Source organism: Microvirga sp. KLBC 81, assembly GCF_003075415.1.
Lineage (GTDB): Bacteria > Pseudomonadota > Alphaproteobacteria > Rhizobiales > Beijerinckiaceae > Microvirga.
Genome location: NZ_QDAH01000026.1, coordinates 18,016 through 39,686, shown reverse-complemented (window position 1 = coordinate 39,686; position 21,671 = coordinate 18,016). Strand labels below are relative to the sequence as shown.

Annotated in this window: 23 protein-coding genes and 1 tRNA gene; 1 reads left to right on the top strand and 23 read right to left on the bottom strand. The window is 62.8% G+C overall.

The window, feature by feature from the left end; all coding sequences use genetic code 11:
• Window positions 1-9 precede the first annotated feature (9 nt).
• The 23 genes from DC522_RS16810 to DC522_RS16700 all read right to left on the bottom strand — a co-directional run bounded on the left by DC522_RS16810 (window position 10) and on the right by DC522_RS16700 (window position 21,091).
• Complete coding sequence (locus DC522_RS16810; protein ID WP_116529824.1) at window positions 10-816, bottom strand: biotin--[acetyl-CoA-carboxylase] ligase; 807 nt, start codon at window positions 814-816, stop codon at window positions 10-12.
• On the bottom strand, window positions 816-2,255 hold the full coding sequence (gene nuoN / locus DC522_RS16805; protein WP_116529823.1) for an NADH-quinone oxidoreductase subunit NuoN: 1,440 nt from the start codon (window positions 2,253-2,255) through the stop codon (window positions 816-818). Before nuoN ends, DC522_RS16810 begins: the two co-directional genes overlap by 1 nt.
• Window positions 2,256-2,262: 7 nt before the next feature.
• Window positions 2,263-3,774, bottom strand: a complete 1,512-nt coding sequence (locus DC522_RS16800) for an NADH-quinone oxidoreductase subunit M (protein WP_116529822.1) — start codon at window positions 3,772-3,774, stop codon at window positions 2,263-2,265.
• Window positions 3,775-5,814: an NADH-quinone oxidoreductase subunit L gene (gene nuoL / locus DC522_RS16795; protein ID WP_116529821.1), complete on the bottom strand. Its 2,040-nt coding sequence runs from the start codon at window positions 5,812-5,814 to the stop codon at window positions 3,775-3,777.
• A gap of 84 nt (window positions 5,815-5,898) precedes the next feature.
• Window positions 5,899-6,207: an NADH-quinone oxidoreductase subunit NuoK gene (nuoK, locus tag DC522_RS16790; RefSeq protein ID WP_116529820.1), complete on the bottom strand. Its 309-nt coding sequence runs from the start codon at window positions 6,205-6,207 to the stop codon at window positions 5,899-5,901.
• An 11-nt stretch (window positions 6,208-6,218) separates the two neighbouring features.
• A complete protein-coding gene (locus DC522_RS16785; RefSeq protein WP_116529819.1) occupies window positions 6,219-6,833 on the bottom strand; it encodes an NADH-quinone oxidoreductase subunit J in 615 nt (204 codons plus the stop codon).
• Window positions 6,834-6,975: 142 nt separating this feature from the next.
• Entirely contained in the window at window positions 6,976-7,464 is a 489-nt protein-coding gene (gene nuoI, locus DC522_RS16780; protein ID WP_116529818.1) for an NADH-quinone oxidoreductase subunit NuoI, read from the bottom strand.
• Window positions 7,465-7,478: 14 nt separating this feature from the next.
• The gene (nuoH, locus tag DC522_RS16775; RefSeq protein ID WP_116529817.1) at window positions 7,479-8,504 is read right to left on the bottom strand and encodes an NADH-quinone oxidoreductase subunit NuoH; all 1,026 of its coding nucleotides are present in this window, start codon (window positions 8,502-8,504) and stop codon (window positions 7,479-7,481) included.
• Window positions 8,505-8,518: 14 nt separating this feature from the next.
• Window positions 8,519-10,597, bottom strand: a complete 2,079-nt coding sequence (nuoG, locus tag DC522_RS16770) for an NADH-quinone oxidoreductase subunit NuoG (RefSeq protein ID WP_116529816.1) — start codon at window positions 10,595-10,597, stop codon at window positions 8,519-8,521.
• Window positions 10,598-10,605: 8 nt separating this feature from the next.
• Complete coding sequence (gene nuoF, locus DC522_RS16765) at window positions 10,606-11,907, bottom strand: NADH-quinone oxidoreductase subunit NuoF (protein WP_116529815.1); 1,302 nt, start codon at window positions 11,905-11,907, stop codon at window positions 10,606-10,608.
• Between the two features lie 16 nt (window positions 11,908-11,923).
• On the bottom strand, window positions 11,924-12,976 hold the full coding sequence (nuoE, locus tag DC522_RS16760) for an NADH-quinone oxidoreductase subunit NuoE (RefSeq protein ID WP_116529814.1): 1,053 nt from the start codon (window positions 12,974-12,976) through the stop codon (window positions 11,924-11,926).
• A 119-nt stretch (window positions 12,977-13,095) separates the two neighbouring features.
• Window positions 13,096-14,286: an NADH-quinone oxidoreductase subunit D gene (locus tag DC522_RS16755; protein ID WP_116529813.1), complete on the bottom strand. Its 1,191-nt coding sequence runs from the start codon at window positions 14,284-14,286 to the stop codon at window positions 13,096-13,098.
• A gap of 18 nt (window positions 14,287-14,304) precedes the next feature.
• Window positions 14,305-14,907: an NADH-quinone oxidoreductase subunit C gene (locus DC522_RS16750; RefSeq protein ID WP_116529812.1), complete on the bottom strand. Its 603-nt coding sequence runs from the start codon at window positions 14,905-14,907 to the stop codon at window positions 14,305-14,307.
• A gap of 14 nt (window positions 14,908-14,921) precedes the next feature.
• The gene (locus DC522_RS16745) at window positions 14,922-15,506 is read right to left on the bottom strand and encodes an NADH-quinone oxidoreductase subunit B family protein (protein WP_116529811.1); all 585 of its coding nucleotides are present in this window, start codon (window positions 15,504-15,506) and stop codon (window positions 14,922-14,924) included.
• Window positions 15,497-15,862, bottom strand: a complete 366-nt coding sequence (locus DC522_RS16740) for an NADH-quinone oxidoreductase subunit A (protein ID WP_116529810.1) — start codon at window positions 15,860-15,862, stop codon at window positions 15,497-15,499. Before DC522_RS16740 ends, DC522_RS16745 begins: the two co-directional genes overlap by 10 nt.
• A gap of 176 nt (window positions 15,863-16,038) precedes the next feature.
• The gene (locus DC522_RS16735) at window positions 16,039-16,467 is read right to left on the bottom strand and encodes a low affinity iron permease family protein (RefSeq protein WP_116529809.1); all 429 of its coding nucleotides are present in this window, start codon (window positions 16,465-16,467) and stop codon (window positions 16,039-16,041) included.
• A gap of 186 nt (window positions 16,468-16,653) precedes the next feature.
• Window positions 16,654-16,730, bottom strand: a tRNA-Asp gene (locus DC522_RS16730).
• Window positions 16,731-16,894: 164 nt separating this feature from the next.
• Entirely contained in the window at window positions 16,895-17,389 is a 495-nt protein-coding gene (locus DC522_RS16725; protein WP_116529851.1) for a MerR family transcriptional regulator, read from the bottom strand.
• 22 nt (window positions 17,390-17,411) lie between these two features.
• The gene (locus DC522_RS16720; protein ID WP_116529808.1) at window positions 17,412-17,723 is read right to left on the bottom strand and encodes an integration host factor subunit alpha; all 312 of its coding nucleotides are present in this window, start codon (window positions 17,721-17,723) and stop codon (window positions 17,412-17,414) included.
• A 140-nt stretch (window positions 17,724-17,863) separates the two neighbouring features.
• Window positions 17,864-18,880, bottom strand: a complete 1,017-nt coding sequence (locus tag DC522_RS16715; protein WP_371679781.1) for a beta-ketoacyl-ACP synthase III — start codon at window positions 18,878-18,880, stop codon at window positions 17,864-17,866.
• Window positions 18,855-19,889 carry a phosphate acyltransferase PlsX gene (gene plsX, locus DC522_RS16710; protein ID WP_116529807.1) on the bottom strand — a complete coding sequence of 345 codons (1,035 nt, stop codon included), beginning with the start codon at window positions 19,887-19,889 and terminating at the stop codon, window positions 18,855-18,857. The genes DC522_RS16715 and plsX overlap by 26 nt, the downstream gene beginning before the upstream one ends.
• A gap of 144 nt (window positions 19,890-20,033) precedes the next feature.
• Window positions 20,034-20,549, bottom strand: coding sequence for a DUF177 domain-containing protein (locus DC522_RS16705; RefSeq protein ID WP_116529806.1), 516 nt, complete (start codon window positions 20,547-20,549; stop codon window positions 20,034-20,036).
• A complete protein-coding gene (locus tag DC522_RS16700; RefSeq protein ID WP_116529805.1) occupies window positions 20,546-21,091 on the bottom strand; it encodes a ubiquinol-cytochrome C chaperone family protein in 546 nt (181 codons plus the stop codon). The genes DC522_RS16705 and DC522_RS16700 overlap by 4 nt, the downstream gene beginning before the upstream one ends.
• A 101-nt stretch (window positions 21,092-21,192) precedes the next feature.
• Here DC522_RS16700 and DC522_RS16695 point away from each other — a divergent pair, with 101 nt between their 5' ends.
• Window positions 21,193-21,648: an outer membrane protein assembly factor BamE gene (locus DC522_RS16695; protein WP_116529804.1), complete on the top strand. Its 456-nt coding sequence runs from the start codon at window positions 21,193-21,195 to the stop codon at window positions 21,646-21,648.
• Window positions 21,649-21,671: the final 23 nt, after the last annotated feature.

Here is a 21,671-nt window from a genome sequence, read left to right as displayed (position 1 = left end):
ATGCCAGCCTTAAGGCCTGGCAATATCGTGCAGCAAATGAGGAAAATAAAGGTCGCCCGCATCGATGAGTTCCGCGCCTGAGACAGTTTTCAGATGCAGGCGGCCGAACCGGTCGAGCCCTTCGAAAATACCGCGCTTCTCACCGGATGGAAGGCGAAGGGTCACCTCCTGCCCTAACCCTGCCGCCCGCTCCAGCCAGAGCCGCCGGATGGGTCCGAACGGGTCGGCGGCGTTCATGCGCGCCGCATTGCGCCAGGCGGAAAAGGTTTGCGCGAAACTAGCGGACAGAGCCCGGAACACATCCTCACGCCTTAATCCAGACCGTACGCTCTGCAGAGCCAAGGCCGGATAAGGCGTTCCGGTCGGCGAGAAAGCCACGTTCACGCCCATGCCGATGATGATCGCAAGCGGACCGTTGTTCCGGAGCCTGTGGCCTTCAAGGAGAAGGCCGGAGACCTTCGCGCCATCGAGCAAGAGATCGTTCGGCCATTTGAGCGATAGACGCGGGGCGCTCACGCCCGTCACGGCCTCGATCGCCTCGTGCAAGGCGAGCCCGGCGACGAAGCCGAGCTGCGGGGCGTGTTGCGGCTCGCAAGGATCGATCAGCAGAAGGCTGGAGTAGAGATTGCCGGGAGGCGACGACCATTGCCGGCCATGCCGCCCCCTGCCCGCGTGCTGCTCGCCCGCCACAATCCAGAGCTGGCCCGGATCGCCGGAGCGCGCAGCATGGAGCGCGTCATCGTTGGTCGATTCTGTCGCCTCGAGCGAAATGAGCCGATAACCGGCGGCCTCGGCTTCTGGCGACAGATTCACCATCAGAACAAGGAGCGCGCGGCGGCGCCCGCAGCGGCAACCAGCGGAGCCGGAACGATGCCGAAGAGCACCACGAAGATGCTGGAGAGGGCCAGCACCAGCTTCACGCCGGCAGGCATCGCATCGTAGGCGGCAGCGGGCTCATCGAAGTACATGACCTTCACGATGCGAAGGTAATAGTAAGCGCCGATCACGCTGGTAACGACACCGATGATGGCAAGCGCCACGAGGTTGGCGTTGATAGCAGCGTTGAACACCGCGAACTTCGCGAAGAATCCGGCGAGCGGCGGAATGCCCGCGAGCGAGAACATCATCATCGCGAGGCAGAAGGCGAGGACCGGATGCGTGCGGGCAAGGCCCGACAGATCCTCGATGTTCTCGAACATCACCTTGCCGCGGCGAAGGCCGAGGATGACCGCAAAGGCACCGAGCGTCATGGCGAGATAGATCGCCATATAGACGACCACGCCCTGGACGCCCTCGACCGTGCCGGCGGCAAGGCCGATCAGCGCATAGCCCACGTTGCCGATGGAGGAATAGGCCATCAGGCGCTTGATGTTGCGCTGGCCGATGGCGGCGAACGAACCCAGCGCCATGGAGGCGATGGAGATGAACACGATGATCTGCTGCCATTGGCCGACGATGTTCGGGAAGGCATCGATGAACACGCGGGTGGCCATGGCCATGCCGGCCATTTTGGGAGCGGCGGCGAAGAAGGCGGTCACCGGGGTCGGCGAGCCTTCGTACACGTCCGGCGTCCACATGTGGAACGGCACGGCGGAGATCTTGAAGGCGATACCGGCGGCCACGAACACGATGCCGATGACAGCACCGATGCCCACTTGTCCCTGCAGAATGCCCGCAATTGCCGGGAACGACACGTTGCCGGTGAAGCCATAGACCAGCGAAGCACCGTAGAGCAGCATGCCCGAGGACAGCGAACCAAGCACGAAATACTTCAGGCCAGCTTCCGTCGAACGCACGTTGTCACGGTCGAAGGCGGCGATCACGTAGGACGAGAGGCTGAGCAACTCGAGGCCGAGATAGAGGGCGATCAGGTCGTTCGCCGAAATCACCATCATCATGCCGAGCGTCGAGAGCACGATCAGGATCGGGTACTCGAAGCGGCTGATGCCCTCGCGGCGCATGTAATCCATGGAGAGGATGACACCGCCTGCCGAGGCGACGAGGGTGAGAGCCTTCATGAACTTGGCGAAGCCGTCGATCACGAAGGAACCGTTCATGGTTTCGACGCGCTCGCCAGGCAGCATCAGCACCGCCACGAAAGCGACGGCCAGGAGCGCAAGGGCGATGATGTTCATGCCCTCCTCGGAGCGCTCTCCGCGCATCGCACCGAAGAGAACCAGGACGAGAGCGCCCGCTGCCAGGATGATCTCCGGCAGCACGGGGCCGAAAGCGGGAATGGTGAGGACGGGGTTCATCATGACCTCAGTGTGCGGTGAGAGCCGCCGTTTTAACGGTGGAGAGCGCGGCCTGGACACCCTTCAGGAGCTGATCCGTCGGTGCCGCGAAGGCGTCGAGGATCGGGCCGGGCTGCACGCCGTAATAGATGATCAGGAGGATGAGCGGCGCGAAGGTGATGATTTCGCGGCGGTTCAGATCCGTGATGGTCTGGAGTGCGGGCTTGTCGAGCTCTCCGTAGACGACGCGGCGGTAGAGCCAGAGCGCATAGGCGGCCGAGAGGATCACGCCCGTGGCGGCGAAGAAGGCCACCCAGGTGTTGGAGCGGAACGCGCCGATGAGCGTCAGAAACTCGCCGATGAAGCCCGAAGTGCCCGGGAGCGCCACATTGGCCATGGTGAGGATCATGAACACCACCGCGTACATGGGCATGCGGTTCACGAGGCCGCCATAGGCCTTGATCTCGCGGGTGTGCATCCGGTCGTAGATCACGCCGACGCCTAGGAAGAGCGCGCCGGAAACCAAACCGTGGGAGATCATGGTGAACATGGCGCCCTGGATGCCCTGCTCGTTCATGCTGAACAGGCCCATGGTCACGAAGCCCATATGCGCCACCGAGGAGTAGGCAATGAGCTTCTTGATGTCTTCCTGCATCAGGGCCACCAGCGAGGTGTAGATGATCGCGATGACCGAGAGAGCGAAGACCAGCGGCGCGAAATACACCGAAGCCTCCGGGAACATCGGCAGCGACACTCGGATGAAGCCGTAACCGCCCATCTTCAGCAGGACGCCCGCCAGGATCACGGAGCCGGCCGTCGGAGCTTCCACGTGCGCGTCCGGCAGCCAGGTATGGACCGGCCACATGGGCATCTTCACTGCGAAGGAGGCGAAGAAGGCCAGCCACAGCCAGATCTGCAGGTTAGACGGGAACTTGAAGGCCAGCAGCGTCGGGATGTCGGTGGTGCCGGCCTGCCAGTACATGGCCATGATGGCGAGCAGCATCAGCACCGAGCCGAGCAGCGTATAGAGGAAGAACTTGAAGCTGGCGTAGATGCGCCGCTTGCCGCCCCAGATGCCGATGATGAGGAACATCGGGATGAGGCCCGCCTCGAAGAACAGGTAGAAGAGCACGAGATCGAGCGCGCAGAACACGCCGATCATGGTGGTCTCGAGGACGAGGAAGGCGACGTAATACTCCTTCACCCGGTGCCCAATGGATTCCCACGAAGCCAGGATGCAGAAGGGCATCAGGAACGTGGTGAGCAGGATGAGTGGAATGGAGAAGCCGTCGACACCGAGCTTGTAGCGGATGGTTTCCGTCAGCCAGGCGTGGCTCTCGACCAGCTGGAAGCTGGCGGTCGCCGTGTCGAAGCGGCCCCAGGCCACGAGCGAGAGGACGAAGGTCGCGAGCGTGGTGGCAAGCGCCGCCCAGCGTGCGTTGGAGCGGCTCGCCTCGCTGTCGCCACGCAGCGTCAGGATGAAGGCCGCGCCAACCAGCGGCAGGATGAGAAGGCCGGAGAGGATGCCGAAGCCGAGCATTTAGTGGGCTCCCCTGAAGAGATAGAAGGTCACGAGAGCCGCAACGCCGATCAGCATTGCGAAGGCGTAGTGATAGACGTAGCCGGACTGCAACCGTACTGCGCCGCGGGTCACGTCGAGCACCCGGGCGGAGATGCCGTCAGGCCCGAGCCCGTCGATGATCTTCTGATCGCCCGTGCGCCAGAAGAAGCGGCCGATGGCCATGGCGGGACGCACGAAGATCGCGTCGTAGAGCTCGTCGAAGTACCATTTGTTGAGCAGGAAGCGGTATAGGATCGGGTGATCCGCCGCGAGCCGCGCCGGCTGCTTGGCGTCGACGATATACATGTAATACGCAAGCACGAAGCCGAGGATCATCATCACGGTCGGGAGCAACGGCACCCAGAACGGGAGATGATGCATCTCTTCCAGGATGTGGTTTTCGGGACGGGTGAAGAGCGCACCCTTCCAGAACTCCTTGTAGCCCTCGCCGAGGAACGCTTCGTGGAACACGATGCCGGCAACGACGGCACCGATGGCCAGCACGATGAGCGGCAGCACCATCACCAGCGGGCTCTCATGGGGGGTGTGAGCCCCATGGCCGTGGTGGCCGTGCTCGTGATCGGCGTGGCTGGCGGGCTCCACGTCATGACCGCGCTCGTCGTGCTCGACACCTTCGTGATCGCTCGGAGCATGATGATGCGAGGCAGCCCAACGTGCATTGCCCTCGAAGGTCATGAAGAACAGGCGCCAGGAATAGAATGAGGTCATGAAGGCTGCGACCACCGTCGCCAAGAAGGCGAAGGAGCCGGCCGCGCTGTGCGAGGCGTAAGCCGCTTCGATGATCGCGTCCTTGGAGTAATAGCCTGCCGTGAAGGGGAAGCCTGTGAGCGCGAGCGTACCGATCGCCATCATCGCCGTGGTGAGCGGGATATAGCGGCGTAAGTTGCCCATGTTCCGGATATCCTGCTCGTGGTGCATGGCATGGATGACGGAGCCTGCGCCCAGGAAGAGGAGTGCCTTGAAGAAGGCGTGCGTGAAGAGGTGGAACACACCGGCGCTGTAGGCGCCGACGCCAAGGCCCACGAACATGTAGCCGAGCTGCGAGCAGGTCGAGTACGCGATCACGCGCTTGATGTCGTTCTGTACGAGACCCACGGTCGCGGCGAAGAAGGCCGTGATTCCCCCGATCACGGTCACGACCGTGAGAGCGGCGGGTGCATATTCGAAGACCGGCGACAGGCGCGCGACCATGAACACGCCGGCGGTCACCATGGTGGCGGCGTGGATGAGCGCCGAGACCGGGGTCGGGCCTTCCATCGCGTCCGGCAGCCAAGTGTGCAGCAGGAACTGCGCCGACTTACCCATGGCGCCCATGAAGAGCAGCAGGCCGGCAATCGTCAGGGCGTGCCACTCGATGCCGAGGAAGGTGAAGCGGGCATTGGCGAACTCCCCCACGCGCGGGAAGATCGCGTCAAAAGTGACGCCGTTGAACAACACGAAGATCGTGAAGATGCCGAGCAGGAAGCCAAAGTCACCGACGCGGTTGACGATGAAGGCCTTCATGGCCGCGGCATTCGCCGAGTCCTTCTTGTACCAGAAGCCAATGAGCAGGTAGCTCGCCAGACCCACGCCTTCCCAGCCGAAGAACATCTGGACCAGATTGTCCGCCGTCACCAGCATGAGCATGGCGAAGGTGAAGAGCGACAGATAGGCAAAGAAGCGCGGACGGTGCGGATCCTCGTGCATGTAGCCGATGGCGTAGAGGTGGACCAGCGCCGACACGGTGTTGACCACCACCAGCATCATGGCAGTAAGCGTGTCGATGCGGAACGCCCAATCGACCTGAACGTCGCCGACGGACATCCACTGGGCCACCTGAACGCGGACCATCGGCTCTTCGCCGAAGCCCACTTGGATGAAGGCCACCCAGGAGAGGACCGCCGACACGAATAGCAGAGCCGTGGTGATGATCTCGCTCGGCCGGGCGCCGATGACGCGTCCCAAGAGGCCTGCGATGAGGAAGCCGACGAGCGGCAGAAAAACGATTGCGTGGTACATTGTCGTCTACTTTGCCGTTAGGGCCTGGCTCATGGCCGCATGATCTTGGTCAGAAAACCGGTTCCCACTTTCCTGGATCATGCTTTAGCCCCTCATCATGTTCACGTCTTCGACCGCGATGGAGCCGCGGTTGCGGAAGAAGACCACCAGAATGGCAAGGCCGATGGCCGCCTCGGCCGCCGCGACCGTGAGGATCAGCAGCGCGAAGACTTGGCCGACGATGTCGTTCAGGTGGGTCGAGAAGGCCACCATGTTGATGTTCACCGAGAGCAGGATCAGCTCGATGGACATCAGGATGACGATGACGTTCTTCCGGTTGATGAAGATGCCGAACACGCCGAGCGTGAAGAGCACGGCGGCGACGGTGAGATAATGGCCCAGTCCGATAACCATCGCGTGTCTCCTTAGATGCCCTGACGGAAGGGAACCTTCCGCACCTCGACAGCGGTTTCCTTCGTGCGAGCGTTCTGCTTCGAGATGTCCTGGCGGCGGATGCCCACGCGCTCGCGGAGCGTCAGCACGATGGCGCCGATCATGGCCACCAGCAGGATCAGGCCTGCCGCCTGGAAGAAGTAGAAGTAGCGGGTATAGAGCACCTGACCGAGGGCCTCGGTGTTGGTCATCACGTCAGCGGCCGGAATCGGAACCGCAGGCGAGCGGACAAGGCCCGGATCGACCACATAGGCGCCGACGACGAAGATGAGCTCGATCAGGAGCACGATGCCGATCAAAGCGCCGAAGGGCAGGTATTGGAGGAAGCCCTGTCGCAGCGCCGCGAAGTCCACGTCGAGCATCATGACGACGAAGAGGAAGAGCACCGCGACCGCGCCCACATAGACGATGACCAGGATCATCGCGAGGAACTCGGCTCCCATCATCAGGAACAGGCCCGCCGCATTGACGAAGGCCAGGATGAGGAAGAGCACCGACTGCACGGGATTGCGGGAGGCGATCACCATGAAACCGGATGCGATCGTAATCGTCGCGAACAAATAGAAGAAGGCGGCGGTAACCGTCATGCTCAAACACAAGCCGCCCCAAGAGCGGCCCCTTCCGACGTGGCCCCGGAGAATCCAGTGGCCTGTCTATAAATTCCGAACCCGACAGGAACAACCCGCCGGACATGCTTGCCCCCTGCCCTTTCCGGGCAGGAAGCGATTGTTAGCGGTAAGGCGCAGTCTTCGCGATGTTACGCGCGATTTCCCGCTCCCAGCGCTCGCCGTTCGCGAGCAGCTTGGCCTTGTCGTAGAGAAGCTCCTCGCGGGTCTCGACCGAGAACTCGAAGTTCGGGCCTTCCACGATGGCGTCCACCGGGCATGCCTCCTGGCACATGCCGCAATAGATGCACTTCACCATGTCGATGTCGTAGCGCGTCGTGCGGCGGGTGCCGTCGTTGCGGCGCGGACCGGCCTCGATGGTGATGGCCTGGGCCGGGCAGATCGCCTCGCAGAGCTTGCAGGCGATGCAGCGCTCTTCCCCGTTGGGGTAGCGGCGCAGCGCGTGCTCACCGCGGAAGCGCGGTCCGCGATGGCCCATCTCGAACGGGTAGTTGAGCGTAGCCTTCGGCTTGAAGAAGTACTTCGTGGTCAGGATGAAACCGGCCACGAATTCCTTCAGCAGAAGGGCGTTGAAGAACTGAGCGATCTTCATGTCGCCGAACTCCTTTAGCGCATGCCCGGCGCGAGGCCGGTTGCCATCAGCACGCCCGCCACGATGACGACCATTGCCAGCGACAGCGGAAGGAAGACCTTCCAGCCCAGGCGCATGAGCTGATCGTAGCGATAGCGCGGCACCAGGGCCTTCACCATGGCGATGAGAATGAAGAGGAAGCTCGCCTTCAGCACGAACCAGATCACGCCGGGGACCCAGGTGAAGGGCGCGAACGGGATCGGGGACAGCCAGCCGCCGAGGAACAGGATCGTGCCGAGCGCGCACATGGTCATGATGGCCACGTATTCGCCGAGCATGAACAGCAGGTACGGGGTGGAGGAATATTCCACCATGTAGCCGGCAACGAGCTCCGATTCGGCTTCCGGCAGATCGAAGGGCGGGCGGTTCGTCTCGGCCATGGCCGAGATGAAGAACACCACAAACATCGGGAACAGCGGCAGCCAGTACCAGCCGAGGATGCCGAGGCTCGTGTTCTGGGCCTCGACGATCCGCGACAGATTCAGGGTGCCGGCGCACATGAGCACCGTCACGATGACGAAGCCGATGGAGACCTCATAGGACACCATCTGGGCCGCCGAGCGGAGCGCGCCGAGGAACGGGTACTTCGAGTTCGAGGCCCAGCCGCCCATGATGACGCCGTAAACGCCGAGCGACGAGATCGCGAAGATGTAGAGGATGCCGACGTTAATGTCGGCGATCGCCCAGCCGGCGTTGAGCGGAATGACCGCCCAGGCTGCGAGCGAGAGCGTGCACATCACCAGCGGCGCCAGGAGGAACATGCCCTTGTTGGCCGAGGACGGGATCACCGGCTCCTTCAGCACGAACTTGAGCAGGTCGGCAAAGGACTGCAGCAGGCCCCATGGACCGACCACGTTCGGGCCGCGCCGCAGCTGAACCGCGGCCCAGACCTTGCGGTCGGCATAGAGCGCATAGGCGATGAAGATGAGAAGCGCCACGAGCATGAGCAGGCTCTTGCCCAGCATGATCGCGACGGCGAGGAGGATATCTCCAAATTCCATGGTTCTCTCCTCTCTTACTCGGCCGCTTCGAGCTTCAGCTCACGGGCGAGCGCGGAGCACTCGGCCATGACGCCGGAGGCGCGGGCGATCGGATTCGTCAGGTAGAAGTCCTTCACGGGGCTCGCGAAAACCTCGCGGCCAGCGGTGCCGCCAATGCCAGCGAGCGCCTGGATGGCGGCACCGCCGTCAGCAGGCTGCACGGTCTCGATGGCCGCGAAATGCGGGTAAGCCGCATAGAGCTTGGCGCGAAGCGCGTTGAGCGAGTCGAACGGCAGACGGTGGCCCAGCACGTCGGAGAGAGCGCGCAGGATCGCCCAGTCCTCACGGGCCTCGCCCGGCGCGAAGGCTGCGCGGTTGGCCATCTGCACCCGGCCTTCCGTGTTCACGTACGTTCCGGACTTTTCCGTGTAGGTGGCCGCCGGCAGGATCACGTCGGCCCGGTGAGCGCCGCGGTCGCCGTGGGTGCCCTGGTAGATCACGAAGGCGCCGGGGGCGATATCGAGCTCGTCGGCGCCGAGGTTGAACAGCACCTCAACACCGCCCTGAGCCATCTGCTGGGCCGTCAGGCCGCCCTCGCCCGGCACGAGGCCAAGATCGAGCGCACCAACCCGTGACGCTGCCGTGTGGAGGACCGAGAAGCCGTTCCAGCCGTCCTTCACCGCGCCGACGTCGCGGGCAAGCTGGGCGACGGCGGAGAGGATCGCGAGGCCATCCGGACGCGAGAGAGCGCCCTGCCCCACGATGATCAGCGGACGCTCGGCGGTGCGGAGCTTCTCGATGAAGCTGTTCCGGCCTGCGACCAGCTCCGCCAGGGTATCCGGACCCGCGCCGAGATACTCATAAGGGTAGGTCAGGTCCGCGTTCTCGCCGATGAGCGCGATCGGCGGCGGAGCCACGCGCCAGCGCTTGCGGATGCGCACGTTGACGAGCGAAGCCTCGATGCGCGGGTTGGAACCCACGATCAGGATCGCATCAGCATCCTCGATGCCGGCGATGGTGGTGTTGAAGAGATAGGAGCCACGGCCGTAGGCCGGCGACAGCACCGTGCCGTCCTGACGGGCATCGATGTTCGTGACGCCGAGGCTCTGCATGAGGAACTTAAGCGCGAACATCTCTTCGACCGCAGCGAGATCGCCGACGATGGCGCCGATCTTCTTAACGTCCGTGCCCTTCACCTTGGCGGCGATGGTGGCGAAAGCCTCCTGCCAGGAAGCCGGACGCAGGCGGCCGTTTTCCCGCACGAACGGACGGTCGAGGCGCTGCAGGCGCAGGCCGTCGACGATCTGGCGGGTCTTGTCGGAAATCCATTCCTCGTTCACCGCCTCGTTCACGCGCGGCAGGATGCGCATGACCTCACGGCCACGGGAATCCACGCGGATCGAGGAGCCGACCGCATCCATCACATCGACGGAATCGGTCTTGGTGAGCTCCCACGGACGGAAGTGGAAGGACTCAGGCTTATGGGTGAGCGCGCCAACAGGGCAGAGATCCGCGATATTGGCCTGCAGCTCGGAGCCGAGCGCCTTTTCGAGATAGCTCGTGATCTCCATGTCCTCGCCGCGCCACAGGGCGCCCATGTCCGGCACGCCAGCCACCTCGGCGGTGAAGCGCACGCAGCGGGTGCAGTGAATGCAGCGGTTCATGGAGGTGCGAACGAGCGGGCCGAGATACTTGTCGGTGACCGCCCGCTTGTTCTCGTGGAAGCGGCTGGTGTCGACGCCGTAGGCCATGGCTTGGTCCTGCAGGTCGCACTGGCCGCCCTGGTCGCAGATCGGGCAATCGAGCGGGTGGTTGATCAGGAGGAACTCCATCACACCCTCGCGCGCCTTCTTCACGGTCGGCGACTTGGTCGAGATTTCCGGCGGCTCGCCGTTCGGGCCCGGACGGCAGTCGCGCACGCCCCAGGCGCAGGACGCGACCGGCTTCGGCGCGCCCTTCACCTCGACGAGGCACATGCGACAGTTGCCGGCAATCGACAGCCGCTCGTGGAAGCAGAAGCGCGGAACTTCCGCACCCGCGGCCTCGGCGGCCTGGAGCAGCGTGTATTCGGCGGGAACGTCGACTTCGACGCCATCAACGATGATCTTAGCCATCTCTACTCTCACTCCGCCGCGATCATGACGGATTCTGAATGCGGGTTCGCCGCGTAGTCGTCGATCCGCTTCTCGATCTCATGACGGAAGTGACGGATCAGACCCTGAACCGGCCAGGCCGCCGCGTCGCCGAGCGCGCAGATGGTGTGACCTTCGATCTGGGTCGAGACTTCGAGCAGCATGTCGATTTCGCGCTTCTGGGCGCGGCCTTCGGCCATGCGGTTGAGCACGCGCCACATCCAACCGGTGCCCTCGCGGCACGGCGTGCACTGGCCGCAGCTCTCATGCTTGTAGAAGTAGGAGATGCGGGCGATGGCGCGGACGATGTCGGTGGACTTGTCCATGACGATCACGGCGGCGGTGCCGAGACCCGAGCGCAGGCCACGCAGGGTGTCGAAGTCCATCGGCGCGTCGATGATCTGGTCGGCCGGCACGACCGGAACGGACGAGCCGCCGGGGATCACGGCGAGCAGGTTGTCCCAGCCGCCACGAATGCCGCCGCAATGCGTGTCGATCAGTTCGCGGAAGGTGAGGCCCATGGCCTCTTCCACATTGCAGGGCTTGTTGACGTGACCGGACACGCAGAAGAGCTTGGTGCCAACGTTGTTCGGACGGCCGATGCCGGAGAACCAGGACGCGCCGCGACGCAGGATCGTGCCTGCGACCGCGATCGACTCCACGTTGTTCACCGTGGTCGGGCAGCCATAGAGGCCCATGTTCGCCGGGAACGGAGGCTTCAGGCGCGGCATGCCCTTCTTGCCCTCCAGGCTCTCGATAAGCGCCGTCTCCTCGCCGCAGATGTAAGCACCGGCGCCGTGGTGGACGTAGAGATCGAAGGGAAAGCCGTGGACGTTGTTCTTGCCGATGAGGCCGGCTGCGTAGGCTTCGTCCACCGCGCGCTGAAGCGCGTGCTTCTCGGCGATGTACTCGCCGCGGATGTAGATGTAGGCCGCATGCGCACCCATGGCGAAGGAAGCGATAAGGCAGCCTTCGATGAGAAGATGCGGATCGTTCCGCATGATCTCACGGTCCTTACAGGTGCCAGGCTCCGACTCGTCGGCATTGACGACGAGGTAGTGCGGACGGCCATCCGACTGCTTGGGCATGAAGGACCATTTCAGGCCCGTCGGGAAGCCCGCGCCGCCGCGGCCACGCAGGCCCGACGCCTTCATCTCGTCGACGATCCAGTCACGGCCCTTCTCGAGAAGGAACTTGGTGCCGTCCCACGCGCCGCGCATCTTCGCGGCCTGCAGGTCCGGCGAATGGAAGCCATAGAGGTTGGTGAAAATGCGATCTCTATCGTGAAGCATCTCAGTTCACTCCCCCTCAGGACGTCTTGTTGTCTTTGTCGACGACCACGCCCGGCTTGCTCTCGCTGCCGTCGCGACGCGTCTGGCCTTCAGCCGGAGGCGTACCAGCGATCGGCGTCGTGGGGCTTGTCGGGGTCGCGCCCTCGCCCGGCGTCGTTACATAGGACTTGCCGCTCTGCGGAGCGGGCTTGGCGGCGTCTTCGGTGCGCGGCTCGACCTTGGTCGCGCGCGATGGGTCGGCTGCTTCCTTCTGGTCGACCGGGCTCACGGGAGCCTCGCCTTTCTTGGCGCGCTCAGCCGGGGTATCGGCGACCTCGCTCTCAATAGCGCGACCGGCCGTGGGCTTTGCAGCCTTGGCTTCCTGCGGAATGGATGCGACGGCAGCGGCGATCTCGCCAGTAGCGGCAGGCTGAGCCTGCTCCTCGAAGCGCTTGCGCCAGGCGCCGATCTGCGAGCCGTCGTAGAGCGATGGATCCTGCAGGGTGTTGACTGCCTCGAACGGCTCGGAGGTGTTGCGGCCGATCTGCGAACCCGTCTTCACCGGGCGGCCTGCCGCGAGATCGTCGAGAAGCTTCTCGAAGTTCTCCGTCGTCAGGTCCTCGTAATAGTCGTCGTTGATCTGCACCATCGGGGCGTTGCAGCACGCGCCCAAGCACTCGACCTCGAGCCAGGAGAACTTGCCGTCGGCGGTGACGTGGTTCTGTTCGCCGATGCGCTTTTCGAGCACCTTTTTGATGTCGCCCGCGCCGCGCAGCACGCAGGGCGTGGTGCCGCAGAACTGGATGAAATACTTTCCAACCGGCTCCAGGTTGAACATCGTGTAGAATGTCGCCACTTCCATCACGCGGATGAAAGGCATGTCGAGCCGGGTGGCCACGGCCTCGACGGCCTTGCGCGGCAGCCAGCCACCGGCCTGCTCCTGCGCCTTCCACAGCAGCGGGATCACCGCCGAGGCCTGGCGGCCGGGCGGATACTTGGCGATCTGCTGCTCAGCAAAAGCTTCCGTCTCGGACGAGAACACGAAGCTCTCGGGCTGCAATTCTTCAGGCGCGAGCTTACGAACGGCCATTTTGACTCTTCTCCTCATCGTCATGGCCGGGCGTCAACCCGGCCATTCACGACTTGAACTCTTCCATCACGCGTTTTCAGAGCGTGGCGCCGGATCCGAAATCGAGTCCGGATTTTTACTTACCGGTCCACTTCACCGAACACGATGTCGATGGAACCCAGAACGCCTGCGACATCGGCCAGCATGTGACCGCGGCACATGAAATCCATGCCTTGCAGATGCGCGAAACCCGGGGCGCGCACCTTGCAGCGGTAGGGCTTGTTGGTGCCGTCCGACACGAGGTAGACGCCGAACTCGCCCTTCGGAGCCTCCACGGCGACATAGACCTCGCCCGCGGGGACGTGGAAGCCTTCCGTGTAGAGCTTGAAGTGATGAATCAGCGCTTCCATGGAGCGCTTCATGTCCTTGCGCGACGGCGGCGCGACCTTGCCGTCGAGCGTGGTCACGGGGCCCTGCCCGTCCGGAGCCCGCAGCTTGTCGATGCACTGGCGCATGATGCGCACGGACTGGCGCATCTCTTCCATGCGGATGACCTGACGGTCGTAGTTGTCGCCGTTCTTGCCCACGGGGATGTCGAATTCCATCTCCTCGTAGCGCTCGTAGGGCTGCGACTTACGGAGATCCCACGGAACGCCGCAGCTGCGCACCAATGGACCTGAGAAGCCCCACTTCCAGCAATCTTCGAGTGTCAGGACACCGATATCGACATTACGCTGCTTGAAGATTCGGCTGCCCATGACGAGCGTGTCGAGATCGTCCAGCACCTTCAGGAAAGGATCGCAGAAGGCCTCGATGTCATCGATCAGCTCGGGCTGGATGTCCATGTTCACGCCACCCGGACGGAAGTAGTTGGCGTGCATGCGCGATCCGGAGACGCGCTCGTAGAAGATCATCAGCTTCTCGCGCTCCTCGAATCCCCAGAGAGGCGGCGTGAGCGCGCCGACGTCCATCGCCTGCGTGGTCACGTTGAGGAGGTGCGAGAGCAGGCGCCCGATTTCCGAGAACAGCACGCGGATCAGCTGAGCGCGGCGAGGCACCTCGATGCCGAGGAGCTTCTCTACCGCCATGCAATAGGCGTGCTCCTGGTTCATGGGCGCGACATAGTCGAGCCGGTCGAAATAGGGATTGGCCTGAACGTAGGTCTTGTACTCGATCAGCTTCTCGGTGCCACGGTGGAGCAGGCCGATATGCGGATCGACACGCTCGACTACCTCCCCGTCGAGCTCCAGCACAAGGCGGAGCACGCCGTGCGCGGCCGGGTGCTGGGGACCGAAGTTGATCGTGAAATTGCGGATATTATGCTCGCCCATGGGTGGCCCTTTCCGCCTTTATGCCTTGGCCTTCTCGTCGCCGGGCAGCACGTAGTCCGTGCCTTCCCAGGGAGAAAGGAAGTCGAAGTTGCGGAATTCCTGGCTGAGCTTCACCGGCTCGTAGACCACGCGGCCCTGGCCGTCGTCGTAGCGAACCTCGACATAGCCGGTCATCGGGAAGTCCTTGCGGAGCGGATGCCCTTCGAAGCCGTAATCGGTCAGGATCCGGCGCAGGTCCGGATGGCCCGAGAACAGGATGCCGTAGAGGTCATAGGCCTCGCGCTCGAACCAGTTCGCCGCCGGAAACACCTCGACCAGCGAGGGAACGGGGGTCACCTCGTCCGTCTCCACCTTCACGCGGATGCGGCGGTTCTGATACGGCGACAGGAGGTGGTAGACCACGTCGAAACGGCGTTCACGGGCCGGATAATCCGCCCCGCAAATGTCGATAAAGCAGACGAAGCGGCATTGCGGATCGTCCCGCAGGAACGTCACCACCCGCACGATGTCCTCGCGGCGGGCGACGATCGTCAGCTCGCCATAGGCGATGGCGCGATCCTCGATCGCCTCGCCGAGGGACGAGGCGATGTGGTCGCTCAGGGCTTGGAGCTCAGCACTCATGAAATGACCTTTGCTCAGCGCTCGATGGTGCCGGTGCGGCGGATCTTCTTCTGGAGAAGCAGGACGCCGTAAAGGAGCGCCTCCGCGGTCGGGGGGCAGCCAGGCACGTAGATGTCGACCGGCACGATACGGTCGCAGCCACGAACCACCGAATAGGAATAATGATAATAGCCGCCACCATTGGCGCAGGAGCCCATGGAGATGACGTAACGCGGCTCCGGCATCTGGTCGTAGACCTTGCGGAGCGCGGGCGCCATCTTGTTGGTGAGCGTACCGGCGACGATCATCACGTCCGACTGACGCGGTGAGGCGCGGGGCGCGAATCCGAAGCGCTCGGCGTCGTACCGGGGCATGGACATCTGCATCATCTCGACCGCACAGCAGGCCAGGCCGAAGGTCATCCACATGAGCGAGCCGGTCCGTGCCCAGGTGATGAGGTCCTCGGTCGAGGTCACGAGGAAGCCCTTGTCGGACAGTTCCTCGTTGATGGACACGAAATAGGGATCGGTCGAGCCCACCGGCTTGCCGGTATTGGGGTCGATGATGCCGCGCGGGGCGGGAGCCACCAGGGTAGACTGGTTATCGGAGATCAATCCCATTCCAGGGCTCCCTTCTTCCACTCATACACGAAGCCGACCGTCAGGACGCCAAGGAAGATCATCATTGAGATGAAGCCGAACCAGCCCAGGCTCCCGAACATGATGGCCCAGGGGAACAGGAACGCGACTTCCAGGTCGAAGATGATGAAGAGAATGGCGACCAGATAGAACCGCACGTCGAATTTCATGCGTGCGTCATCGAAGGCATTGAACCCGCACTCGTAAGCGGACAGCTTTTCCGTATCGGGCTTGCTGTAGGCGACGATGAACGGCGCCACGAGCAGCGCCACCCCGATCAGGAGCGACACGCCGATGAAGATCACGAGAGGCAGGTAGTCGGCGAGGAGATTCGTCATACGACACCCAGAAGGAACGGAGCGCGGCCGGAAAGGCCGGCGACATGCCACGCATTTAAGCCACAGAAAGGCCTGAATAAAGGTCCTGCGACAAACGGCGGTTTGTGGCGGGAGGCTTATCCGAGATCCCCTTCCCTGACAAGTGTTTGCGGTGCCGTAAAAAGAACCATTCCAAACTAAGATGTGGCTTGTTCCGCAGCCTGGGCCGCCTTGCGGTTCGCCCTCTCCTCCGCCCGATTTGCGGCGGATTCGGCCTTGGCCTTGGCCATGCATTTCGCCCGAATCTCGTCGAGCTCCTCCTGCGTCAGGTGTTCGATGCCAATGAATACGTTTTGAGCAGCGCTGGCCCTGATCAATTCGTCGAGCTTGGCCTGAATCGCCGCCCCGTCCCGGTTCTGGGTGTTCTGGATCAGGAACACCATCAGGAAGGTCACGATGGTCGTGCCGGTGTTCACGACGAGTTGCCACGTATCGGAAAATCCGAAGATTGGACCACTCAAAGCCCAGAGCAGAATCACGACCAGAGAAATGGCGAAGGTCCCGGGACGCCCCGAAACCTGCGCTACCCAATTGGAAAAGCTGGTAAAAAGCCTCGACGTCCACATTACAAGAAGCCTCGTCTTTCCATTGGGCTGCAGAAATTCCTGCACAACGGCCAAAAACCCTAGGAGAATGCGCAATGCCTGAAAAAGTGCCGCGCTTTCGGATCTGCTTGGTGCAGGCACGACAAAAACGCCCTGAGCCAAGGCTTGCGGCGCTCGTTTCTTTTCGTGATTTCGGAAGGGTAAAAGTGGCGCGGGCGACGGGGCTCGAACCCGCGACCTCCGGCGTGACAGGCCGGCACTCTAACCGACTGAGCTACGCCCGCGCATCGGACCGCCGAAGCGGTGTGTGGGGTGCGGTTTAAGGGCCGCCCTGCCCCCTGTCAAGCGTTCCCTGCACGCATTTTTGGATCAACGCCAAAAACCTGCAAAACGCATCCGATCCCTCCCGACTCCTGAGCGAAGTCGGGCGTGAAAATGGAGCCCTGGCCTATTCAGACGGGAGCGTTTCAGTCGGAGCCTTCAGGGACCTCAGAACACGGTCGCATTCGACCAGTTCATCCAGGGCCCCTCGCAGCTTCCGCAAAGTATCGTCCGAGAGGAGAGATTCAGAGGCTGCGATAACAGGCTCAGAGTTCTCAGGAGCGAGAAACTCCTCATCCGCCTCGGCGAACACGTCCTTCGGCTCCGAGCGCGGCGCTGCCACGCTCTCCTCGCCTCGGCCGACGGCCTGGACGAAGCGGACACCCTCCTCCTTGAGGATCCGCTGCACGCCCCGGATAGTGTAGCCTTCGCCATAGAGGAGATGACGGATCCCCTTGAGGAGATCGACATCATCCGGTCGGTAGTAGCGGCGCCCACCGCCGCGCTTCAGGGGCTTGATATGGGTGAAGCGGGTTTCCCAGAAGCGCAGCACGTGCTGCGGCAGATCAAGGTCCTCTGCCACCTCGCTGATGGTGCGGAACGCGTCAGGGCTCTTGTCCATGGCGCCGCCCGACATTGAGGCCTTAATCCTCGCCTTCGATGGTTTCGCCGTTGATATAGGCCTTCAGCACGTTGGAGGGCTTGAAGACCATGACCCGGCGCGGATCGATCGGCACCTCGACACCCGTTTTCGGATTGCGGCCAACGCGCTCGCCTTTGCTGCGCACTACGAAAGAGCCGAAGGACGAGAGCTTGACGGTCTCACCGGCGGCCAGGCTGTCACAGATCTCCGCCAGGACCCTTTCGACCAGTTCGGCCGATTCGGTCCTCGAGAGGCCCACCTTCTGGTAGACGGCCTCACTCAGATCCGCTCTCGTCACAGTTTTGCCAGCCATTGAGCTCCCCAGCAAGAATGAGTTCTTTGGTCTTTCAATCGGTTAAGACGCTATGCAGATGGCTCCGTATGGTCAACCTTAGAGTTGTCGTCAAGCGGTTACCATATAGGCCAGATGGATAGGCCATATGGTCTATATTCCTACCAGCGAATGAGCGCGCTTCCCCAGGTGAAGCCGCCGCCGATGGCTTCGATCATGACGAGGTCGCCATCCTTGATCCGCCCGTCCTTGCGGGCGACATCGAGAGCGAGCGGGATCGAGGCCGCCGAGGTATTGCCGTGCTTGTCGACGGTGATCACCACCTTCTCGGGCGCAATGCCGAGCTTGTCGGCGCTGGCGGTGATGATGCGCTTGTTGGCCTGATGCGGCACGAACCACTTCAGCTCTTCGGGTGTCGTGCCGCTGGCCTTGAATGCGTCCTGCACGACGTCGGTGACCATGCCGACGGCGAACTTGAAGACTTCCTTGCCTTCCATTTTCAGGACACCGGTGGTCTTGGTGGACCCCGGACCGCCATCGACATAGAGCTTTTCGCGGTAGCGGCCGTCCGAGCGCAGGTGCGACGTAAGAACGCCCCGGTCCGCAGAGAGTCCCTCTCCCTCCTGGGCTTCGAGAACGAGTGCGCCGGCGCCATCGCCGAAGAGAACGCAGGTGGTGCGGTCGTTCCAGTCGAGAATGCGCGAGAAGGTCTCGGCGCCGATCACCAGGGCGCGCTTGTGCGACCCGGACTGGAGGAACTTGTCGGCGGTGGCCACCGCATAGACGAAGCCGGTGCAGACCGCCTGCAGATCGAAGGCCGCGCCGTGGGTGATCCCTAGACCGTTCTGGATCATCGTCGCGGTGGACGGGAAGGTATGGTCCGGCGTCGAGGTGGCGCAGATGATGAGATCGATGTCCTGCGCCGTGAGGCCCGCATCGGCAAGCGCGGCCTCGGCGGCCTTGATGCCCAGGACCGAAGTGGTCTCGCCATCGTCCGCGACGTAGCGCTGCTCGATGCCGGTCCGCTGCACGATCCACTCGTGGGTGGTGTCCACGATTTTCTCAAGTTCCTGGTTGGTCAGCTTTCGCTTCGGCAGGTAGGACCCGATGCCGCGTACGATGGAACGGATACGTTTCAAGGTGATACTTTCCTCAGGCGGAGTGCCCGACCGGACCATGCTCCAGCATGCCCCGAATTGTGTTCATCAATTCAAAATGCGCCATGTCGTAGGCCACGTCGATGGCACTGGCGAAGCCCAGATCGTCCGTACCGCCGTGGCTCTTCACGACAACGCCTTCGAGACCAAGGAAGACGCCGCCATTGACCTTGCGCGGGTCCATCTTGTCCTTGAGAGCGTTAAAGGCCTGTTTCGCGAACAGATAGCCGATCTTGGCCATCAGCGTGCGGCTCATGGCTGAGCGCAGGTATTGGCCGATCTGCTTGGCCGTGCCCTCGGCGGTCTTCAGGGCGATGTTGCCCGTAAAGCCCTCGGTCACTACCACGTCGACGGTTCCCCTGCCGATATCGTCACCTTCCACGAAGCCGCGATACTCCAGATAAGGAGCATCCATGTCTTTGAGAATGCGGCCGGCTTCCTTGACGGCCTCGATTCCCTTGATTTCTTCCGTGCCCACGTTGAGCAGGCCCACGGTGGGGCGCTCCAGGTCGAACACGATGCGCGCCATGGCAGCGCCCATGATGGCCATGTCGACGAGGTGCCCCGCATCCGCGCCGATGGTGGCGCCTACATCGAGCACGATGCTCTCGCCCCGCATGGTCGGCCACATGGCGGCAATCGCCGGGCGCTCGATATGGGCCATGGTCTTCAGGCAGATCTTGGCCGTCGCCATGAGGGCACCGGTATTGCCGGCGGAGACGCAGGCATCTGCCTCCCCGTCCCGGACGGCCTGGACGGCCTTCCACATGGAGGACTTACCACGGCCCATGCGGATCGCCTGGCTCGGCTTCTCGTCCATCGCAATGGCGATGTCGGTGTGACGAAGCTCGGTCGCTGCCTTCAGCTTGGGATGGGCATTCAGGAGAGGCGCGATCAGCGCCTCGTTGCCGAACATGAGAAAACGGATATCGGGATGCCGTTCGAGGGCCAGGGCCGCACCAGGGATGACGATTGAAGGGCCATGATCCCCCCCCATCGCATCGAGCGAAATCCGCACTGGCTTCGACATAACCGGTTTTTCTTTCTTTCGGCTTGAACAGGGGGCGGAAAATACCGGTTTGCGTCGGCATCGCAACCGAATTCTGTAGCCCTCGGCGCAACAGGGCTCAGAGGCTGAAGAGCCTCTGAAACCCGTCATTTTCAAGGGATCGTTTTACTTGTCCGTCTTCAGCTTGCCCAGAGCAGCGAAAGGCGAATCCTTCTCGTCCCGGGGATCGCGGTAATCGAAATCGACCCCCGGCTTGCGCGGATACGGATCGAGTCCGAGGGCCAGGAACTCGGCGGTGAGCGCACCCAGATCGATCTGGCCATTGATGATCTCGTCCGGCGGCTCGTATTCGTTGATGTCGGTGGGGGGCTCAGCGGGCATGCCTGAGGATTCCGCGAAATCGACCTCGACCTCCTCCTCGATGTCGGAATCGAACGAATCGAGGGTCACGACGCAGATCTGACTGATCGAGGCCTTCACCAGGCCCGTCACGTGGATGCCCTTGGCGGAGGTGGTCAGCTTGAAGTCGCCGGAGAGAGACTGAATACCAGGAAGCCCGAAATCCTTCGCCAAAGCAGCGCGTTCCTCGGCGCTCGCCTCCACATGGACCTCCTGCCCCCGGGGTGGGATGTTCATGACGTCCACGAGGCGCGACAGGGGACCTACGGTTTCAGGGGTCATCGGTTTCCCTCCTCTGCAAAGGCCTCGGGCGCCGGGAAAGTGGGCCCGGATTCGAGTAACACGTCAAGCGTAACGGCCTTAAGACCCTTGTCCGCCGCCAGGACATAACGCGCCAGCGAAGCGGCAGGTGCATCGCCCCCCAAGGCGTTCCGGCCGAGCGCCTCGGCCAATGCCCCCTTGTCCCCAGCATTGAAGGCCGGGTCATAGGCCTGGGCCCGGCCATAAAAGGCCGCGGCCACCTTCTTCATGCGCTTGGGCACAACCGTGTCGCCGACGCCCATTTCCCTCAAAGAGGCGTCTATGTCCCGGAAAAAGGCGTCCGTCAGGTCCTTGGCGACATCATCCGCAGGCGGGGGAAGCTCCCTCAGAGCCCGCAAAACAAGGATCACGTGGAGAGAGAGGGATTCGAACCGCCCCTCGAGAGTATCCGGGATGCCGAGTGCCGCGTAGAGGCCCGGATTGCGGGAGGCATTGGCGATTCTCGCATAGAGAGCCGCGATGGCCGTGCGCCGGGGATCCTTGCGGAAGAGACTGAAGATCACAGCCTATTCCCTTCTAAGGTTGTCAAAATCGAACCTTCGGGTTACGCCATCACGATCCACAGGCGCAAGTATCCGCGCCGCATTCCTGGAAGAACCGTACGATGCGTCGATATCATACCCTTTTGGTACGCTTGGCTACTGCGACTTTCCTGGCCACCTCCGTTGCCGCCTGCACCATGGGCGAGGAGTTCGCCCGCGGGTACCAGCTGGACGAGAACGCCGTGGCCCAGGTCAAGAAGGGTATGAGCGGCGAGCAGGTCCTCCAGACCCTCGGAACGCCCTCGACGGTGTCAACGGTCGGCAACAAGAACTGGTACTACATCAGCCAGAAATCCCGCCGCCCCCTTCGGTTCATGGGCGAGACCGTCGTGGATCAGCGGGTCACCGCCGTTTACTTCGACAACAACCTGCGTGTCGAGCGCGTGGCTCTCTACGGCATCCAGGACGGCCAGGTGTTCGACTTCATCAGCCGCACCACCCCGTCCGGCGGCCAGGAGACGAGCTTCCTCGGGCAGCTCCTGCGCGGCACGAACAACTTCAACCCGTTCGGCTCGTAGGAAAACTCCCACTCAATGGAAAA

What these genes read in the sequence shown, in the direction of transcription:
- DC522_RS16785 (WP_116529819.1), bottom strand. Translation starts at nt 6,833, where the DNA reads ATGACGGTTACCGCCGCCTTCTTCTATTTGTTCGCGACGATTACGATC.
- nuoF (WP_116529815.1), bottom strand. Translation starts at nt 11,907, where the DNA reads ATGCTTCACGATAGAGATCGCATTTTCACCAACCTCTATGGCTTCCAT.
- DC522_RS16695 (WP_116529804.1), top strand. Translation starts at nt 21,193, where the DNA reads ATGCGTCGATATCATACCCTTTTGGTACGCTTGGCTACTGCGACTTTC.
- DC522_RS16745 (WP_116529811.1), bottom strand. Translation starts at nt 15,506, where the DNA reads ATGGGATTGATCTCCGATAACCAGTCTACCCTGGTGGCTCCCGCCCCG.
- DC522_RS16725 (WP_116529851.1), bottom strand. Translation starts at nt 17,389, where the DNA reads ATGGACAAGAGCCCTGACGCGTTCCGCACCATCAGCGAGGTGGCAGAG.
- DC522_RS16800 (WP_116529822.1), bottom strand. Translation starts at nt 3,774, where the DNA reads ATGCTCGGCTTCGGCATCCTCTCCGGCCTTCTCATCCTGCCGCTGGTT.
- nuoI (WP_116529818.1), bottom strand. Translation starts at nt 7,464, where the DNA reads ATGAAGATCGCTCAGTTCTTCAACGCCCTTCTGCTGAAGGAATTCGTG.
- DC522_RS16755 (WP_116529813.1), bottom strand. Translation starts at nt 14,286, where the DNA reads ATGGGCGAGCATAATATCCGCAATTTCACGATCAACTTCGGTCCCCAG.
- nuoG (WP_116529816.1), bottom strand. Translation starts at nt 10,597, where the DNA reads ATGGCTAAGATCATCGTTGATGGCGTCGAAGTCGACGTTCCCGCCGAA.
- plsX (WP_116529807.1), bottom strand. Translation starts at nt 19,889, where the DNA reads ATGTCGAAGCCAGTGCGGATTTCGCTCGATGCGATGGGGGGGGATCAT.
- nuoE (WP_116529814.1), bottom strand. Translation starts at nt 12,976, where the DNA reads ATGGCCGTTCGTAAGCTCGCGCCTGAAGAATTGCAGCCCGAGAGCTTC.
- DC522_RS16750 (WP_116529812.1), bottom strand. Translation starts at nt 14,907, where the DNA reads ATGAGTGCTGAGCTCCAAGCCCTGAGCGACCACATCGCCTCGTCCCTC.
- DC522_RS16720 (WP_116529808.1), bottom strand. Translation starts at nt 17,723, where the DNA reads ATGGCTGGCAAAACTGTGACGAGAGCGGATCTGAGTGAGGCCGTCTAC.
- DC522_RS16735 (WP_116529809.1), bottom strand. Translation starts at nt 16,467, where the DNA reads ATGTGGACGTCGAGGCTTTTTACCAGCTTTTCCAATTGGGTAGCGCAG.
- nuoN (WP_116529823.1), bottom strand. Translation starts at nt 2,255, where the DNA reads ATGAACCCCGTCCTCACCATTCCCGCTTTCGGCCCCGTGCTGCCGGAG.
- nuoH (WP_116529817.1), bottom strand. Translation starts at nt 8,504, where the DNA reads ATGGAATTTGGAGATATCCTCCTCGCCGTCGCGATCATGCTGGGCAAG.
- DC522_RS16810 (WP_116529824.1), bottom strand. Translation starts at nt 816, where the DNA reads ATGGTGAATCTGTCGCCAGAAGCCGAGGCCGCCGGTTATCGGCTCATT.
- DC522_RS16740 (WP_116529810.1), bottom strand. Translation starts at nt 15,862, where the DNA reads ATGACGAATCTCCTCGCCGACTACCTGCCTCTCGTGATCTTCATCGGC.
- DC522_RS16705 (WP_116529806.1), bottom strand. Translation starts at nt 20,549, where the DNA reads ATGACCCCTGAAACCGTAGGTCCCCTGTCGCGCCTCGTGGACGTCATG.
- nuoL (WP_116529821.1), bottom strand. Translation starts at nt 5,814, where the DNA reads ATGTACCACGCAATCGTTTTTCTGCCGCTCGTCGGCTTCCTCATCGCA.
- nuoK (WP_116529820.1), bottom strand. Translation starts at nt 6,207, where the DNA reads ATGGTTATCGGACTGGGCCATTATCTCACCGTCGCCGCCGTGCTCTTC.
- DC522_RS16715 (WP_371679781.1), bottom strand. Translation starts at nt 18,880, where the DNA reads ATGGTCCGGTCGGGCACTCCGCCTGAGGAAAGTATCACCTTGAAACGT.